Origin of the sequence: Rhodanobacter sp. Col0626 (genome assembly GCF_049994385.1) — a bacterium.
Taxonomy (GTDB): domain Bacteria; phylum Pseudomonadota; class Gammaproteobacteria; order Xanthomonadales; family Rhodanobacteraceae; genus Rhodanobacter.
Genome location: NZ_CP188260.1, coordinates 2,050,916 through 2,068,675 on the forward strand (window position 1 = coordinate 2,050,916; position 17,760 = coordinate 2,068,675).

A 17,760-nucleotide genomic window follows, 5' to 3' on the forward strand; every position below is an offset into this window, starting at 1 on the left:
CATGTAACCACATCGTCGGGGCATCCGTCCGCTCAATCTTCGGGCGGAAGTCGATCCGGTACCGGGCGGGTCTTTTCCAGGCCAAAGTGGGTATAGATCCACAGGAACACGAAGAAGCCGAAGTAGCCCAGCACCATCAGCCGTCCAAACGCGTTGTCCCAGGCGGTGACATCCGCCTGCGGAAACCAGGACTGGATCAGCTCGGCGGTCACGCCGGCACCGCTCAATCCAAGGCCGATGAACGAACAGGCGAGTACGACAAGAGCCATCCGAAAACCATGGCCGCGATAGCGAACCGAGCGAACCTTGCCTCGATCGATCCAAGGCAACAGCGGCAGCAGGATGATGGCGCTGAACATCCCCAGCACACCCCAGAATGCGGTACCCCAGAATGAGGGAGTCATGCGCAAGATCGCGTAGAACGGCGTGAAGTACCAACTGGGCTTGATGTGCGTCGGTGTCGCCAGGTTGTTGGCCGGCACGAAGTTGTCGTGTTCGAGAAACCACCCGCCCATGGTCGGCGCAAAGAACACGATGAAGGCCGCGACCATCAGGAAAAAGGCGACGCTGAAGATGTCCTCCACCGTATCGTAGGGATGGAACGGAATGGTATCCACCGGCACGTTCTTGCCCCAGCGATTGCCTTTCGGCCCGTGCTTGACGTCGATGCCTTCAGGGTTGCTCGAACCCACTTCGTGCAGCGCGGCGATGTGCAGTACCACCAGCAACAGCAGGGTGATCGGCACCGCGATGACGTGCAGGGCGAAAAAGCGATTGAGCGTGGCGTCGCCAGGAAGGAAGTCGCCCATGATCCACCGCACCAGCGAATCACCGACGTAAGGAACCGTGCCGAACAGGGAAATGATCACCTTGGCGCCCCAGAACGACATGTTGCCCCAGGGCAGCACGTAGCCCATGAAAGCCTCGGCCATCAGTGCCAGGAAGATGACCGAGCCGAGCAACCAGACCAGTTCACGCGGCTTCTTGTACGAGCCGTACATGATGCCGCGGAACATGTGCAGGTACACGGTGACGAAGAACAGCGATGCCCCGGTGGAGTGCATGTAGCGAATCAGCCAACCCCATTCCACGTCACGCATGATGTATTGCACCGAGTCGAACGCGTGCGCCACGCTGGGGTTGTAGTTCATCGCAAGGAAGATGCCGGTCACGATCTGGTTGGCCAGCAACACGATGTTCAACACGCCGAAGTAGTACCAGAGATTGAGGTTCTTCGGCACGTAGTACTCGCTCATGTGCTTGCGGTACATGGCCTGCAGACCCGGTGCACGCTCATCGATCCAGGTGGCAACATGCGCGATGATGTTCATGGTGGTTATGCCTCCCCGGAAGGTGAATGGGCTGGCCGATCGGACGCGCTCAGCCGGACGGCGACCACGTGGCGATCATCTGTCGATTGACGATGCTCAAGCATGCGTCTGGTCCAGTGGACGCCGCCGCGGGATGCGATAGCGCGATGCCCATGGCTGAGCCAGCTCGAAAGCGGCACTTGCTGCCAGCACATCGCCGTCGCCGCCAGGGCGACCGATGAGCTGCATGCCGACCGGCACGTCGTCCCAGGCTCCGGCGGGTACGAAGGCGACAGGATGGCCGGTGAAGTTGATGAGATAGCTCAACGCCCAGCCGATCAGGGGATCGACCGCCTCCGCCTCGACGTCATCCGGTCCGAACGTCTGGCCGCGCGCCGCGTTGCGCACGGGAAAGCTGCCGACCGTGGGTGCCAGTATCAGGTCGACTTGCCCGAACGCTGCATCGAATGTTTGCCGGATGGAGGTTCGCGCGGCCTCTGCAGCATGCATTTCGGCAAGCGACATGCCGCGGGCACGTTCGATCCAGGTGCGCACGGGAACCGGCAGCGGGTTGTCATCACCGAGCAGGTCAATGCCTGCTGCTCGGAAACCCTCGGCCGTAGCCAGCATGCGCGAGCCCATCAATCGGCACCAAATGGCCGAAAGCTCCTGCTGCGATTGGGGCAGGGTAAAGTCGATCACTTTCACGTCGGCGCCAAGGCCTTCGAAGACGATCGCTGCATGCTTGATCAGCTCGGCGATTCTCGAATCGACCGGAAAGACCCCGAGGTTCATCCACAGTCCGATCTTCATGCCGGCGATGGAGCGTCCTGTTTGCGCCAGCCAGTTCATCGATGCGGCGTCTCCCGCTGCGCTCGCCTGGCCCTGGTGTGCAAGTGCGTCGAGCACGAGTGCGGCATCCTCGACCGTACGAGACAGCAGGCTGTCGTTGGTATAGGGCGACAGGTGCCCGATGTCATGCGCGCCGCCGCTCCGTGGGATCAGCCCGTGCGACGGCTGGAAGCCATAGACGCCGCACCAGGCAGCGGCGATGCCCGCGGAGCCACCGCCGTCATTCGCCCCGGCCACCGGCAGGATGCCATCGGCTACAACCGCCGCACTGCCGCCGGACGAACCGCCGCTGTTGAAGGCCATGTCAAACGGATTGCGTGTCGGGCCGAACAGGTCGTTGTCGCATGTTCCGCGGAAACCGAGTGCCGGGCTGTTGGTTGTGCCGATCATGATCGCGCCGGCACGCTGCATGCGTTCCGGATAGAGACTGGTGGCTTTCGCACGATGATTCCTGAGTGCCGGTATGCCACCCATCGTCGATGGCCAGTCGGGATATTCGCCAAACAGATCCTTCATCGCGGTCGGCACCGCCGCCAGGGCGCCCACATCCTCGCCGGCCGACATGCGTCGTTCAAGATTTCGCGCGGCCTGTCGTGCATGCTCGAAGTCGGTGTAGACCAATGCATTCAGTGAGGGATTGCGTGCCTCGATGCGCGCAATGGCGGCGTCGACCACTTCGGTCGGGCGTACCTCGCCTGTTTTAACCAGACGCGCCGTTGCGGCCGCGGACAATTCTCCCAGGTCGTGCTGATCCATCTCGTTGTCCTCTCGTCAGCGTGGCGCAAGCCGCTCAGGCCAGCGGCTCTTGAAGTTCGAATGCCACGCTGATCACGAGCTTCAATTCATCGCCAATCAGCGGCAGGCTGGCGCTCACGCCGAAGTCACTGCGACGAATGGATCCGCTCACGTCGAAGCCAACCGTATAGGCCTGTTTCACCGGGTTGATGCCACTGCCATGAAAACGCGCGACCAGCGCCACCTCGCGGGTGATCCCGTGCAACGAAAGATGGCCGCTCACCAGCAGTGAGCCGTCCATCCGCGGTTCGACGGAAACCGCCTCGAAGGTGACGGCCGGATAGGTTTCGCCATCGAGCCAGCGTGGTCCCTTGAGCTCTTCGTCCAGCACGCTGCTGCTCGTGCGGACGCTGGCTACCGGCACCGTGACCTTCAGTCGTGCGTCGGCGAACCTGGCGGGGTCGAGACGGAGCGTTCCCGTGAGTTCGGTGAACTCGCCGATGTAGGTCGAGAGCCCGAAGTGCGATACCTCGAACAGAACGTGCGAGTGCAGGGGATCGGGAATGTAGTCCCCGGGCCGGATCGCGGTCGGGTCCGAGTTGATGGCGTGGATGGTGGTCGGGGTCATGAGGTGAGCCAGGAGGTCGTTGCGGTATGGGCATGAATGCTGGCCGTGGCGGACCGCGAGCGGTAGATTCGTCGCAAGGCCCAGTGTGTTGCCGGCCGCGCAACAATGGCCGATCGACTGCGCCGCACCCTCTATTCAGCCGATGCCTTCCAGCAGATCCCACAGGCTGTCTTCGTCGCCCTCGGCCAGCAGGTCGTACGGGATTTTCCCGCCGCTGGCGCGCTGGGGAGCGCACATCCAGTGAGCCGCGCGCTGCCTGCTGCCGATGTATTCCTTGACCTCGCTGGCGAGCACGGGGTGACGAACCTCTAGTGCTTCGAACGCGTTGGATACCAGTGCTTCGCGCCGCGCCGTCAGCTGGGCGAGGTCGCTGGCGATGTTATGGAATTTCGTGGCTGATGAACGCATCGCATTCTTCCGTTACGTGATGGATGATGGGGTGGCGTGACGGGCAATCAGTCGCGAGCGCCATTGCGGACAGACCGAAGAAAGACGATGACGACTTCAGTCCGGCTCAGCGCCACCAATTGTTCCGCGGTGAGATGGCCCAGCTCCGCGATCGGCGTCTGCCGATACCAGGCCATCAAGGTGGGTGGGTCTGGCTCGATACTGGCAGCCTCCCGCAGCACCGCCAGGGCCGCTGGTATCAGGTTGAACGTGGTGCTGTAGCTCCACTCGCCAACGGGCGCGATCAGCTGATCCAGCGGATCGGCAAGATAGGCTGCATCGATCAACGAGCGTAGCGAAGGGATGGCCTGGCGACGGGACGATGTGACTTCAAGCATGGTGACGACCTCCTGCGGAGAACGAGGGATCCAACCTGCGGAGATTTTTGGACGGCTGATCGAATAGACAGCGCTTTCGGTAATCTGCGCTCCGGTTTGCCGCTCCGGATGCCAGGGCCAGACATGGCGCCGCAGTGGCGCGGATGCTCGGGCTGGATGAACGCATGGTCACGATCAAGGTTCCTTGACGCCAGGTCGATCCGACAGCGCGACGGTGGACGATCAGCGTGTTGAGATATCGGTGCCAGCTTTCCTGGCGCATGGGAGCTTCTCGTTCATGGTGTCGCCGTGTGGCTGATTGGTACTCCGCGGGGACACCGCGCCAACGTGGGTTTGTCCCGTGCACGAACGGGTGGAAAGTGCACGACCCATGACAGCCGCCTCGACGAGCTGACACCCGTCATCTTCGTTGCCATGAAGGAGAAGCGTTTCAATTCTTGATTGAGACGATCAGCAGCGGTAGATCCGCCAAAGACCGCGCCGTGTTGCCGTGGCGACAACAGACCAGCCGCGGGCTTCTTGCCCTGGCCGTGTTTTTTTCCAGGCCTCTCGGAAGCCTGCGATCCGCTACGGACCACCAGCGAGGTGAGGCGAAGGGCAACTTTGCAAGGATTCGTGTCCGTGCCACATGCCAGCCTTCGCCGCGGGAAGGTGCTGCAAATTCCGAAAAAACGGGCGTGCAATGCACGCCCGTTTTTTCGGGTTCACGTGAGGCTTCAGACCGGAACGCCTTCCTCTGCCTGCAGCGCCTTGCGTACGCCTTCATCAGCGTCCATGCGCGATTTGAAGCGGGCGAGATTGTCCATTCCCTGCAGATCCACCTGCTTTGCATCGGCCCAACGCAGGACCACAAACAGATACGGATCGGCGACCGACCTTGCCCCGGTCAGCCAGTCACGCCCTTCCAGCCGAGCATCCAGCCGCTCGAAGAGTTTGCGCGCATGGAGGCGGGCGGTGTCGCTCACGACATCCGCGAGCGACTGATCGTCAATGAAGCGCCGCGGACTGAAGATAGGCTTGAACGCGTAGTGGACGTCGGAGTTCAAAAAGGCCAGCCAGCGCGAGACCTCGGCACGTGCACGCGGGCTGCCATCGCCCAACAGCCCAGCCTCGGGATATAGATCCGCTAGATAGCCCAGAATCGCGGCATTCTCGGTCAGCTTCAAATCGCCGTGCTCCAGCAGCGGAACCATGCCGCCGGGGTTGATGGCGAGATAGTTCGCGGACTTGATGTCCTTGTAGCTCATCCGCGTCGCCTCATACGGAGCACCGACCCACTCGAGTACGATGTGATCCGCCAGCGAACAGGCACCGGGCACGTAATAGAGCTTCATCAAGCGGCTTCCGCCTTGGCCAGCCCGGATTGTTCCACCCATGTCGGGAAACTCAGCGTGCCAAGATGCGCATTGGATCCGGGCAGCAAGGTGTCCTGCTGCAGTTCGGCACCGAAATAGAGCGCGTGCTCATCCGCCACGACGTCGCGCGGATCACCGATGACCTTCAGGAACTTCTGCACCAGTCCCGAGAGGGGGAACGTGTCGGGGCCGGCGATCTCGACGATGCCGTTGACTGGGGTGGATACAGACACCTTCGCCACCACCCTGGCCACGTCATCGGAGGCGATGGGCTGGATCGAGGCGGTCGACAAATGAATCGCCTCACCATTGGCGCTGGCTTTCACGATGCCATTGAGAAATTCGAAGAACTGCGTCGAATGGACGATGGTATAGGGCACGCCGGATTCGCGGATCAGTTTTTCCTGCGCAATCTTGCCTCGGAAATAGCCGCTGGCTGCCAGGCGGTCGGTGCCAACGACCGACAAGGCGACATGGTGCTTTACGCCGGCCTTGCGTTCTGCCGCAAACAGATTGCGACCGGATGTCTCGAAGAACTCCAGCACGGCCTTGTCTTCAAAAGAGGGGGAGTTGGCGACGTCGATGACGACGTCGGTACCCGCCATGGCGGCGTCCAGCCCTTCGCCCGTGATGGTGTTGACACCCGATGCGGGGGAGGCGGCATTCACCTCGTGACCGTGTTCGCGCAGGTGGGCGACAGTCTTGCTGCCGATGAGTCCGGTACCGCCGATGACAAGGATTTTCATGATTGACCTCTGCTTGGTTGAAGCGGCTTCCATGCCGATCGGATCTGACGTGGCGGCAATTCTGCGTTGCGGCCACGTGCGAATGACTTGCGCCGACGACGTTGCACGGCACATCCGAATCCTAGGTTTGTCACGCTCATGCGAGTAGGCCTGTCGATGGCCTCACACTGTTGCCCCGAAGGCACCAATGGTCGTTGCGCAAAGCGTCGATGCCCGATCAGTCGATAGTGACCTGCCGGATCGCCGCGTGCCCGTATCGCGTGGAATGATGCGAGCGCAAGCGCCAACACCGAAGCGTCATTGTTGTCGGGCGCACAACATGGTGACCTGCCTGCGCTATCTACTTGCCCCCTCGTCCCGTTCTTACCATGCGGCTTCCGTGCCTGGATTCACGCCGCTTAGATCATCGGCGCGAAGCACCTCGGTACTTCTTCAAGGGGCCACTCATGAATTCACCGTTCCCTGGCTCATGCGCGGTGCATGAGGAGTCAGGCGCGCGCCTGGTTTCGTTGGACCACGTTGCCGCCGCCATTGACGACCTGGCGATCATCATTGCGGCGGAGGGCGACAGGATCGCTGCGTGGAACCTCGGTGCGCAGCGTCTGTTTGGCTACCACGAATGCGAAATGATTGGCCGGACGATGGCCGACATCGAATGCCCCGTTGTGGAATCGTCTGACACAGAGGTTTCCGCGTATTTTCCGGACGAGCGCGATTCGATCGAGAAAGAACGCTGCTACCGGCACAAGAGCGGCAGGCGGGTCTGTTGCAGAAGCAGGCTTGTATCGCTGAACGGTACGCGCGTGTGGTTGGTGCGTGACGCGAGCCCGGAGCGCGAACAGCGGCGGGTATTCGAACAGCGTCTGCGCGAGCAGCAGGCGAAGTTGGAGCAGGCGCTTGTCGCTGACGGCGCAAAGGATCGCTGCCTCGCCATGATGTCGCACGAGCTGAAGCAACCGCTCACGGCGCTGCTGTTGAACCTCGAGCGACTGCTGGAGAAGACGGCCGATCTGGATGTCCAGGGTGCGTTGATTCATGGCGATGCGATGCGCGGTTCGATTCGGAGGCAGGCGCGGATCATCGACGATCTGCACGATCTTTCGCGGATGCGCACCGGCAAGCTGCGCCTGGATCTCGCCATGGTGGATCTCGACGAGATCGTCCGTTCGATTGCCTCCGATGTGGCCATCGGTGCGCCGGATCGGGAACTGCGCGTCGACGTGGATGTGTCGGCCCGTCGCTGGTGCATGGCTGATCCGGTGCGGCTGGAGCAGATGTTGTCGAACCTGCTGAACAACGCGGTGAAGTTCAGTGGCCACGGTGGGCGCATCGCGGTACGGGTTGCTGGTATCGATGGGTTTGCCACGGTGTCGATCGCCGATGACGGCTGCGGCATCTCCGCGGAGTTCCTGCCGCATGTGTTTCGGATGTTTGGCCAGGAGCGACGAGTGGAACCGGTTGGTCATCCCGGCATGGGCATTGGGCTGGCGCTGGTGCAGGAACTGGCGAAAGCCCATGGTGGCGGGGTGGATGTCCAGTCGAAGGGCGCAGGGTGTGGGGCGCTTTTTACGGTATGGCTTCCGGTCCTGAGCCCCGCGTCAGGCTCGCGCTCCGCCACGTTACGCAGCGCGGTTGCGCCATTGCCGATGTCCACCAATAATTCCATGGAGATGCGGGCATCGATGTTGGCAGATCGGATGGCAGTGCGGAGTCATGTTGTCTGACGGTGGTTACATGGTTGGAACGGCGCGTTCTGCCATCGAAACAAAATGAAATGCCGCCGGATTCCGGCGGCATTTCATGAATCGGTGGCACGTGGGACAGGCAACCGTTGATGCCTGACACGCAGCGCGCCAGTCGCGCTTTCCGGCAGCGCGGCCGGCATGCGTTGGGTCACTCGGCGTTCTCAGGAACGGCGCTCAGCTACGGAAGAAAGCCAGCAAATCACGATTGATGACGTCCGGATGGACCGCAAACATCCCATGCGGATACCCCGGGTAGATCTTCAGCGTGGCGTGCTTCAGCAGCTTCGCCGAGAGCGGTGCCGAGTCGGCGACCGGAACCACCTGGTCGTCGTCGCCATGCATCACCAGTGTAGGCACGTCGATGGCCTTGAGGTCGTCGGTGAAGTCGGTTTCGGAGAAAGCCTTGATGCCGTCGTAATGCGCTTTTGCGCCGCCCATCATGCCCTGGCGCCACCAGTTGTCGACGCTACCCTGGATCGTCTTGACACCCGGACGGTTGAAACCGTAGAACGGGCCCGAAGCAAGGTCCTGATAGAACTGGGACCGGTTGGTGGCCAACGCATTGCGCAAGCCATCAAAGACCTCCCGCGGCAGGCCGCCAGGATTGCCGGGAGTCTTCAGCATAAGCGGAGGCACCGCGTTCATCAGCACCAGCTTGGCAACCCGACCGGCTCCGTGACGGGCAACATATCGTGCTGCTTCGCCGCCGCCGGTGGAGTGGCCAACATGGATGGCGTCGCGCAGATCAAGGTGCGCGACCACCGCAGCGGCATCCGCGGCGTAATGATCCATGTCGTGGCCAGTGCTGCCTTGCGACGATCGGCCATGGCCGCGGCGATCGTGGGCGACGACGCGATAGCCCTGGTCGAGGAAGAACAGCATTTGGGTATCCCAGTCATCGCTGGAAAGCGGCCAGCCGTGATGGAACACGACGGGTTGGCCCGAGCCCCAGTCCTTGTAGAAGATTTCAGTACCGTCTTTCGTGGTGATCGAGTTCATGTTCTGGTTTCTCTGTCGGGTGGGAAGGTGCCGTGCCGTCGCCGCCTGGGCGGTGGTGGGCAGGATCATCGGAAGGGAAGTCGCCGCTGCGGCCATCAGGCCGGCAACCATCAGCTGTCGACGGCGTGGATCGGCAGGTGCCATATCGTCTGGGTGATGCATCGCAGTACTCGCTTTGGTGAATGCCGGAAGAGGTAGCCGTCTGTCGTTCTCGCCATGGCGTCACGACTGCCGGATGCACTCGAGCCCATTCGCTGGTGGACATCAATGCGCGTGGCCGAGTGCCGAACCAAGCCTAGGATTGGACGCTTGTCAGCGGTAGAGATATCCAGGTGCCCAACGTGTTGTCGAACGCGCACCAATCCCTGCGGAGGGATGGGTACTGCAAAAATCCGGAACCCGGGCATTGATGAAGGTGATCGGGCTCGCCAGGAACTGCCGGTGTGGAACAACGATGGGACGAAGCGCGAATGGACGGCTATCGTCACTGCGTCTGCGCCACATGGCGTCTGGGCAGCAATCGCCGGATACCAGTTGCCAGCGAATTCACGGCGTGGTGCGGGGGCGTATCCTCGCTGACGGTACGTCAAGTATGCTGCTGGATGCGGCGCATTCCAGGCCCCAGCCACGGTCTGCCCGGTACTCGGAGAAAGGGTTCGAGACGGACGCAGCATGAGACGAGCTGAAGACAGTCCACGATGAAAAAGCAGCCCGGCGAGCACTCCGACCCCATGCCATCCTCGCACGATGTCTCCCCTGCGTCCTCGGAGGTCCGGTGGGGATTCGGTTCTTTCATCGTATGGGAAGCCCAGCGACGTCTTGAATCGTTCGGGCAGGAGGTGAGACTGGGATCGCGCTCGTTCGATCTGCTTCTTCAACTGCTCAGGCGTGCCGGCGAGCTGGTCAGCAAGGACGAACTGCTGTCGGCCGTCTGGGGTAACGTCGTGGTCGAGGAAGCCAGCGTCCGCGTCCACATGTCCCAGCTTCGCAAGGCACTGGGCGAACCGGGAGAAAGCGACGACTGCAGGGAGTGGGTCTCCAACATCCCGCTCCGTGGTTACCGGTTCAACGGCAGGGTCCTGCGTGAACTGATTGATGCCTCGGCCAGGATCAAGGCGCGGTCACCAGCCTCGTTGACGAAACCTCCGGTACGAATAACCGAACTCATCGGCCGCGAAGCCGATGTGGAGAGCGTCCTCCGGTCGCTCGACAGTCATCGACTGGTCACCATCGTTGGCCCGGGTGGCATCGGCAAAACCAGTGTTGCCATCCGCGTGGCGGAGCGGCGACAACAGATGCCCGCCATGGAAGTGGCTTTCATCGATCTTGCGCCCTTGATCTCGCAAGACCATGTCCCCGGTACCATCGCGCGGTCACTGGGGGCAGCCGCCGACCTGTCCGACCCTGTTCAGGCCATTATTCAATGCCTGACGGGACGAAACGTGCTGGTGGTGATCGACAATTGCGAACAGGTGATGGACTCCCTCGTGCTGCCGATCACCCGCATGTTGTCTGCCTTGCCCGGCTTGCGCATCCTTGCCACCAGCCGCGAGACGCTTCGCGTATTTGGCGAGTATGTCTATCGCCTGCCTGCACTGGCGGTTCCCGATGCCGAGCATTTCCTGCTTGCCCAGGCCATGCAATGGTCCTCCGTGGAGCTGCTCGTCGAACTCGCCAAGGCCGCCGGAGCGGGCGAGTTCACCGAGTCGGACGGCCCGCTGCTCGCCAAGATCTCGCGACAGCTCGACGGCATACCGCTGGCCATCGAATTGGTGGCCGCGCGTCTGGGCGTCCAATCCGTCGCCGACCTCGCGCTCCGGCTCGACGACCACATGCGGCTTCTTTCCATCGGCAATCGTTCCGCCTCTGCGCGCCATCAATCACTTGCTGCAGCACTCGACTGGAGCGTCGCGCTGTTGAACGAAGACGAGCTGCGGGTCTTTCGGCGGTTGTCAGTCTTCCGCGGTCGCCTTGATGTGGATTGCGCCTTGGGCGTTGCGGGGGACGACATGGACCGGGAGGTGGCATTCGATGCATTGATCTCTCTGGCCAACAAGTCGCTGGTGTCCTTTGACAGGAACGATGCCATTGCACCTTATCGACTGCTGGATACGACACGCAGTTATGCCGCCGGGCTGCTCGAACAGAGTGGGGAGCTGCCGACCTTGTTGCGCCGGCATGCGAAGTTGATGCTTGACCTGATGAAGGCGGCGGCGGCGGACTTGCCGAAACTGGTCGAGCAGGCCTGGGGTGACCGCTATGGCCACTGTCTGGACGACGTGCGCTTTGCGCTCAACGTTTGCCTGACGGAGCAGGTCGATGCGGAAACCGCTGCTTCGCTGGTTACGTCGTCCTCCCCCTTGTGGTTCCATCTTTCGCAGGTTGCGGAGTATCGCGACACGGTCGTGGCGGCGCTCAAGCTGGTCGACCAGCAGCCTGAGCCGGATATCGAAACCGCGACCTGGTTGACTACCCAATTGATCATCACGTTGCTGCACACCGACAGGGTCAATCCCGAACTGGATGCTGCCTGCGACCGCGCGCTGGCCGGCGCGCTGGCACTCAAGTCGCATGTGCTCGAGTCGCAAGCCCGCTGGGGGCGGTGCACACACGACATGTTTCGCGGGGAATATGCCGCGGCCCTGCAGCATTCCAGGACGCTGCTCGAGGTTGCGCAATCATGGGATGATCCTGCGGCGCTCAATCTTGCCCACCGCGTGAGCGCCATGGCGAACCATTTCTGTGGTCAGCTCGAGCCATCGAGGCAACATTGCGCCGAGTCACTGCGGCTGAGCGACGGGGCCCGCCGCACGCGCACCAACATGGTCGGGGTCAGTCCCGTCGTGGCGACCAAGGCCTTGCTGTCGCGAACACTCTGGATCCAGGGCGAAACCTCGAAGGCCCTGGAGACGGCCAGCGATGCCGTGCGCCTGGCAGAGGTGACCGGGCATGCGGCCTCGCTCTGCTCCGCACTGTTTGGTGCTTGTCCCGTGGCGCTGTGGTCCGGTGAATTCGAACTTGCGGGCACGTGGATCGAAATGATGAGGGACGAAGCTCGCCGCCGGGGATTGGTCGGTTGGCTGCGTTATGCCGACTGGTACTTCCAGGGTTTGCAACTTCATATCGCCTCCAATCCTGGACTCCACATCCGCGAAGTAGGTGCACGGCTTGCTACCTATGACGCTCCGCAAAAGGAGATGCTGGTGACCTTCTGCACCGACTGGCTCGATGACGGGATGGTCGGTCGGCTTGCTGTTGGAGAAGGTCTGTGGTGTGCCGCGGAAGTCTGGCGCGCGATGGGCTGGCGCAGCGAGCGGAGTGGCATGACCGCAGAGGCCGAGAATTACTATCTCCGAGCGATCGAGGTTTCCCGGGAACAGGGCGCCAAAGCCTGGGAACTGCGAGCCGCATCAAGTCTGGCCGGGTTGTGGGCGAGCCTGGATCGCCCGAAGGAAGCGGTACAACTGCTTGACGGGACCCTCGAAAACATCGTGCCCGATGGGCGTAACCGGGCGATCACACAGATTCGCGAACTGCGCGAGGCGATCGCCCAAGGGCTGCGGTCGACCCCATAAGCTTCGTGGAGCGGCCAGATCTCCCCTGGGTGTACCCGAACGTGGGCGGCCGTCACAGACGGAGACTCGAGCGGGCATCGGACTTGGGCTTGCCGTCGATAACAAGGTTTTACATGCATTAACTGGCCTCGGCTGACGCTGGCGAGCAGGGTGGGCAGGCAATCCGTATCGCCAGATACGGCACCTTGTCTTCTTCACGCCAGGAGCCGCTGTCATGACCTTCTCACCATCCCTTGGTCCGCCCGCTGACGCGCTGGCGGCCAGTTTTGCGACCACCTATGCCGGCGTCGTGGCCTTTATCGCCGTGGTCGCGGAGGGCAGCTTCGCACGGGCGGCCGACCGCCTTGGCATCGGGCGCTCCGCGGTCAGTCGCAACGTCCAGAAGCTGGAAGGGCAGCTGAGCGTCAGGCTGTTTCATCGAACGACGCGCAGCACCACCCTTACCAGTGAAGGCGACATGTTCTACGCCAGCTGCCACTCGGGTGTCGACCAGATCGTGCAGGCCGTCGAAGAGATGAGGGACCTTCGCAACGGCACGCCTCGCGGCCAGCTTCGGGTGGCTTCGGCGGTGGGCTTCGGCCGGAAGGTGGTGGCACCGCTGCTGGGCAAGTTTCAGGCTGCCTACCCCGAGGTTTCCGTCGATCTGATCTTGGGTGACAAGCCCGTCGACTTCACGTCGGACCGGGTGGACATCGCCTTCCGCAACGGGCGCCTGGAAGACGCTCAGATCATCGCCAAGCAGATCATCCCCATGCAGATGATGGTCTGTGCCGCGCGCGATTACCGCCAAACCCACGGACTGCCCACGACGGTGGACGAATTGCCGGATCATGAATGCATCAACCTGCGTACCGGCCTGGGCCGCATCTCTGAATGGGAGTTCAAGGTCGACGGCAAAGTGCAAAGGTTCCTGCCGCAAGCGAGACTTACCTATAACGATCCGGAGCTGGTGCTGCGGGCTGTGCTCGACGGCAAGGGCATCGCCCAGATGCCGGGCTATCTGATCTGTGATTCCCTGGCATCCGGTACCCTGGTTCCCTGCCTGGTGCAGCACGCGCCCGACGACCGCGGCCATTACATCTGTTACCAGAGCCGCCAGCACATGCCCACGCGCATGCGCGTGTTCATCGACTTCATGACGAAGGAGATCCGGGCCTCCGATCTCCAGTGCGCGACGAACCTGCTGGAGCGACTGCCTGCGGCAGCGCATGAGCGTCATGCATACGGCAACAATGGCATTTCCCTTTCAGCCAACTAGACGGGGCAGCTTCGGCTGGCCGCGACCTGCAATGCCGACCGCGCGATGGCGCCGAGCGGTTCTGGTCGCATCGGCTTCATTCCGCAGCGGACTCTGACTACCGCCAGACTTCGTGTTGCGCCAGAACGAGATGGCATCGGCTTCATTGAACACGACACTAGAGTGAAACCGCCATGCAGAACATCCTGTTGCAGACAACCATCGAGGGCGATCACGACGATTGGAACATCGGGCGTTTCAGTCTGCTGAAGGCATTTCTGGAAGAAATTCGCGAAGAAAGCGGGCAGCCCGCATTCCGGGTCACCGCACGCAATCGCGACCCACGCGGCAAGCCGGATTCGCTGCTGTCGCGGTTGGATGAATCGGACTTCCAGCAGCTGTGGCTGTTCGCCGTTGACGTGGGCGACGGACTCACCGAGGAGGACTGCGCGGGCATCGGCCGGTTCCGGCGCGACGGCGGTGCGCTTCTGGTCACCCGGGATCACATGGATCTGGGCAGCTCCCTATGCATGTTGGCCGGCATCGGTGTGGCACATCATTTCCATACACGCAACCTGGAGCCCGACACGAGTCGCCACTGCATCGACGATTGCGTCACGACCGATATTTCCTGGCCGAACTACCATTCAGGCGCGAACGGCAACTACCAGCACGTGAGCCCGGTGGGTGAACCGCATCCGGTGTTACTGGATCCCGAATCGGAGTCCGGCGTGATCCGCTACTTGCCGGCGCACCCGCACGAAGGTGCCATCAGTGCACCAGCGGACGACACGAGCAGCCGCGTGATCCTGCAAGGGCGCAGCGCGACGACGAGCAGAGACTTCAATTTGGCAGTGGCCTTCGAACATTCGCCCGATGGCGGGCGGGCGATTGCCCAGTCCACCTTTCATCATTTCATCGATTACAACTGGGACATCGCCGCTGGCTGTCCCTCGTTCGTCTCCGAAGCGCCCGGCGACGGCATGCTGCATTTTCCGGCCGCGTTGGTGTCCACCAAACGCTATGTTCGCAACATGGCGTTCTGGCTTGCCGGTAACTGATGTCCCGGCGACTGCATCAGGGGCCGTCGGCCGGGGCCAGTGTTTATGCCATTGGTGCATTCAGGGAATCAGCGTTGTTCCCGCTACAGCTCTACCGGGCCGCACCAGCGCTGCCTAGTATCGGGAAGAGCAAGCCGTGAATGCCGTTTCTTCGGCACACCAACGGGGCAGGGAACCACGAGGTAGACATGAACATCATCGTCATGGGCGGTAGAGGGCTGGTGGGACGGAATATCGTCGAGCGACTGCGTTCTCAGGGCCACGAGGTATCGATCGGCTCCCGGTCAAGCGGCGTCGACCTGATCACCGGACGAGGCCTGGCGGAGAGCTTGGTCGGTATCGATGTGGTTGTGGACGTCAGCAACTCGCCCACCTTCGACGACATTGCCTCATTCGAATTTTTCAAGACAGCCGGCTTCAATCTTCTCGCTGCCGAGAAGCGCGCTGGCGTAAAGCACCATGTCTCGCTCTCGGTCGTCGGAACGGGCCGCCTCGAGGCAAGCCCTTACCTTCGTGGAAAGGCACTGCAGGAACGTCTGATCAGGTCGTCCGGCGTCCCGTTCACGATCGTGCACGCGACCCAGTTCTTCGAGTTTCTGCTCGATATCGTCAACTACGCCGTCCGCGGTCAGGTCATCCATCTGTCGCCTGCTTTCATCGAACCGGTAGCTTCGGATGATGTCGCGGCGACGGTCGCGCGGGTTGCGGTCGGGGCACCCATCAATGGATCGATCGAGATTTCGGGTCCGGAGCGGGGCCGAATGTCCGAGCTGATCCAGCGGTTCGTCATCGACATAGAAGCCCCATACGAGGTGCAAACCGATGTCGGTGCAACCTATTTCGGCGCTGCGCTCGACGAGTTCGTCCTTCTTCCGCGCGAAGACGCCGAGCGCGGCGCACTGAGATTTGAGGTGTGGTGGAAACTGTCCGAGTATGCGCGTGCCGATTGGTAACGCCACCGGCAGATCTACAGACTCAAATTTGCCTCTCATGGCATCTGTCAGAGGGGAGCGGGAGTAGGGACCTGAAGCTTTGGCGTGTAAACACACACACCATGACTTTGTCTTTTCATTCAGTCCCCAGATTGTTTTCTGCTCGCCAAGTGGTCGCGTTTGTCATGCCATCGGCCTGCACGAACCCGATCGCTCACGCACGCCGTGAAACGCGGCGAGGATCGCGCCACCAGCATGTTGCGACGATCCCTAAATGGAGCCGTTTGCTTACTCGGCGGCATTCGGTCGCGGCGCGAATGTGTAGTCCGCGATGCCGGTTCTCTCACCGCCTGTTCACTGGCCCGATAGCGTAGTGGTCTGGCGGCCTGATCGGCTGCATGCCCCGCGACGGTCCACGCGTCCGACCGCCGGTCAAGGTTTTCGAGGGCGCCAACAGGAGAAAGACATGTCGTTCCATCGCCCATTGATTGCGTCGATCGTGATTTGCGGCACGCTGGCGACCGGTGCATCGTTCGCCCAGACGACGCCGGCCACGCCGAGCAATCCTCATCCGGTTCAGAACGCCGTCCCGCCCACCACACCGCGACCGACCACGCCGCCGCCCGTCCGATCACCCACGTTGCCACCGCCAACTTCCACGGTAGGTGTGCCTCAGCAGCAGATGCAGCAACAGCAAATGCAACAACAACAGCAGCAGCAAGAATTGCAGCGGCAACAGCAGAACCTGCGCAACGGTGTGCAGTCCAACTCCGATAAAGCCATGCACCCGCAGACCGATGCGACAAACCCCGCCTCGGCCAGCACGATTCACTAAAAAGCAGTTGGTGATCGTGCCCACTGCGTGATGCTGGATCTGGCTCCGCGAGTCAGGAACAGACCGGCCGAATATCCAGGCGCGAGCCGACATTGGAAAGTCAGCCCGCGAGAAGTTGTGGAGCCGCTGTTCCTGATCGCGGCATGTGTCGCGAGGGCGAGGATAATCAGCAACATCTGATGACACATGCTTGGTGCTTGCGGATGCCTGTTGCGTGACGAAGGTATTGTCCAATGGACCCCGATCATCCTCGTGACCTGCCTCAGCGTTGCACTGACGTATCGCTTGCGCGTGTTGCGGTCTTGAGCGGAAGCAACGCACGCGACAACAGCCGCGCTGCAGCGAATCATTCCCAAGTCGTTTGCAAGCGCTGCGCTCGGCAGTCAATATCGATGATTGGTAACGCTCAAGCGATTGCACCTGCGTTGTCCAAGTGCGATGCAATCGTGCCGACCGAAGCTGGACCGTATGAAGCCCTGCGGACCGATCTGGCTCCGGTCGCGCAGATTCGCCGCCACGATCTCGCTGCGCCAACGGCCGCCGTTGACGAAAGCGCGGGTGCAACATACGTGACCGAGTTGGCATACTCACATCTGCCATCGGCTACACGCCGGGCCACGTCAGTGTGATGATCAAGTACATCGAAGGGGGAAATAATGAATCGCACGTACCGTCTCGTATGGAACAGAGCCCTGCGCGTCATCCAGATAGCTTCTGAGCTCTCGTCATCATGCGCAGGCGCAAGCGGCCCTGCTCCCGTTGGAAGGGCCATACGAAGGCATCCCTTGCGGCTGGCGCTTGTTGCTGCCGGACTATGGGCTACGTCATCGTCGGCTTGGGCGCAGACCTGCCTGCCATCGAATCCCACGGCCTGCAGCGCGCAAGGTGGCGTTGCGGTCAGCGATCGCGCCGCAGGAGGCGGCGCCGGCAACGGTAACGGCGGTAACGCCATTGCAATCGCCGCG

14 protein-coding genes and 1 pseudogene are annotated in these 17,760 nt (G+C 61.9%); 7 read left to right on the forward strand and 8 right to left on the reverse strand.

Features of this window, described 5'->3' with window-relative positions:
- Window positions 1–32: 32 nt before the first annotated feature.
- The 7 genes from ACPPVV_RS08665 to ACPPVV_RS08695 all read right to left on the reverse strand — a co-directional run bounded on the left by ACPPVV_RS08665 (window position 33) and on the right by ACPPVV_RS08695 (window position 6,411).
- On the reverse strand, window positions 33–1,331 hold the full coding sequence (locus ACPPVV_RS08665) for a cytochrome b (RefSeq protein ID WP_426703048.1): 1,299 nt from the start codon (window positions 1,329–1,331) through the stop codon (window positions 33–35).
- A gap of 96 nt (window positions 1,332–1,427) precedes the next feature.
- Window positions 1,428–2,918, reverse strand: coding sequence for an amidase (locus ACPPVV_RS08670; protein ID WP_426703049.1), 1,491 nt, complete (start codon window positions 2,916–2,918; stop codon window positions 1,428–1,430).
- Between the two features lie 34 nt (window positions 2,919–2,952).
- Window positions 2,953–3,525, reverse strand: a complete 573-nt coding sequence (locus ACPPVV_RS08675; RefSeq protein ID WP_426703050.1) for a YceI family protein — start codon at window positions 3,523–3,525, stop codon at window positions 2,953–2,955.
- A 135-nt stretch (window positions 3,526–3,660) separates the two neighbouring features.
- On the reverse strand, window positions 3,661–3,933 hold the full coding sequence (locus ACPPVV_RS08680; RefSeq protein ID WP_426703051.1) for a DUF2384 domain-containing protein: 273 nt from the start codon (window positions 3,931–3,933) through the stop codon (window positions 3,661–3,663).
- A 47-nt stretch (window positions 3,934–3,980) separates the two neighbouring features.
- Entirely contained in the window at window positions 3,981–4,310 is a 330-nt protein-coding gene (locus ACPPVV_RS08685) for a hypothetical protein (protein WP_426703052.1), read from the reverse strand.
- Window positions 4,311–5,026: 716 nt separating this feature from the next.
- On the reverse strand, window positions 5,027–5,644 hold the full coding sequence (locus ACPPVV_RS08690) for a glutathione S-transferase family protein (RefSeq protein WP_426703053.1): 618 nt from the start codon (window positions 5,642–5,644) through the stop codon (window positions 5,027–5,029).
- Window positions 5,644–6,411 (reverse strand): SDR family oxidoreductase, encoded by a 768-nt coding sequence (locus ACPPVV_RS08695; RefSeq protein WP_426703054.1) that lies wholly within the window; start codon window positions 6,409–6,411, stop codon window positions 5,644–5,646. Before ACPPVV_RS08695 ends, ACPPVV_RS08690 begins: the two co-directional genes overlap by 1 nt.
- Window positions 6,412–6,920: 509 nt before the next feature.
- Here ACPPVV_RS08695 and ACPPVV_RS08700 point away from each other — a divergent pair.
- A complete protein-coding gene (locus tag ACPPVV_RS08700; protein WP_426703055.1) occupies window positions 6,921–8,135 on the forward strand; it encodes an ATP-binding protein in 1,215 nt (404 codons plus the stop codon).
- A gap of 195 nt (window positions 8,136–8,330) precedes the next feature.
- Here ACPPVV_RS08700 and ACPPVV_RS08705 read toward each other — a convergent pair whose 3' ends face one another.
- Window positions 8,331–9,155, reverse strand: coding sequence for an alpha/beta fold hydrolase (locus tag ACPPVV_RS08705; protein WP_426703200.1), 825 nt, complete (start codon window positions 9,153–9,155; stop codon window positions 8,331–8,333).
- Window positions 9,156–9,853: 698 nt separating this feature from the next.
- Between ACPPVV_RS08705 and ACPPVV_RS08710 the strand changes: the two genes are divergently transcribed.
- From ACPPVV_RS08710 to ACPPVV_RS08735, 6 genes and pseudogenes are all read left to right on the forward strand, one after another.
- Window positions 9,854–12,730 carry an ATP-binding protein gene (locus ACPPVV_RS08710; RefSeq protein ID WP_426703056.1) on the forward strand — a complete coding sequence of 959 codons (2,877 nt, stop codon included), beginning with the start codon at window positions 9,854–9,856 and terminating at the stop codon, window positions 12,728–12,730.
- 214 nt (window positions 12,731–12,944) lie between these two features.
- Entirely contained in the window at window positions 12,945–13,988 is a 1,044-nt protein-coding gene (locus tag ACPPVV_RS08715; protein WP_426703057.1) for a LysR family transcriptional regulator, read from the forward strand.
- A 173-nt stretch (window positions 13,989–14,161) separates the two neighbouring features.
- Entirely contained in the window at window positions 14,162–15,028 is an 867-nt protein-coding gene (locus tag ACPPVV_RS08720; RefSeq protein ID WP_426703058.1) for a hypothetical protein, read from the forward strand.
- A 188-nt stretch (window positions 15,029–15,216) separates the two neighbouring features.
- Complete coding sequence (locus ACPPVV_RS08725) at window positions 15,217–15,981, forward strand: SDR family oxidoreductase (protein ID WP_426703059.1); 765 nt, start codon at window positions 15,217–15,219, stop codon at window positions 15,979–15,981.
- A 445-nt stretch (window positions 15,982–16,426) separates the two neighbouring features.
- A complete protein-coding gene (locus tag ACPPVV_RS08730; protein WP_426703060.1) occupies window positions 16,427–16,795 on the forward strand; it encodes a hypothetical protein in 369 nt (122 codons plus the stop codon).
- Between the two features lie 656 nt (window positions 16,796–17,451).
- Window positions 17,452–17,538 (forward strand): annotated as a pseudogene (locus ACPPVV_RS08735) (ESPR-type extended signal peptide-containing protein); the annotation flags it as partial.
- Between the last annotated feature and the right edge of the window lie 222 nt (window positions 17,539–17,760).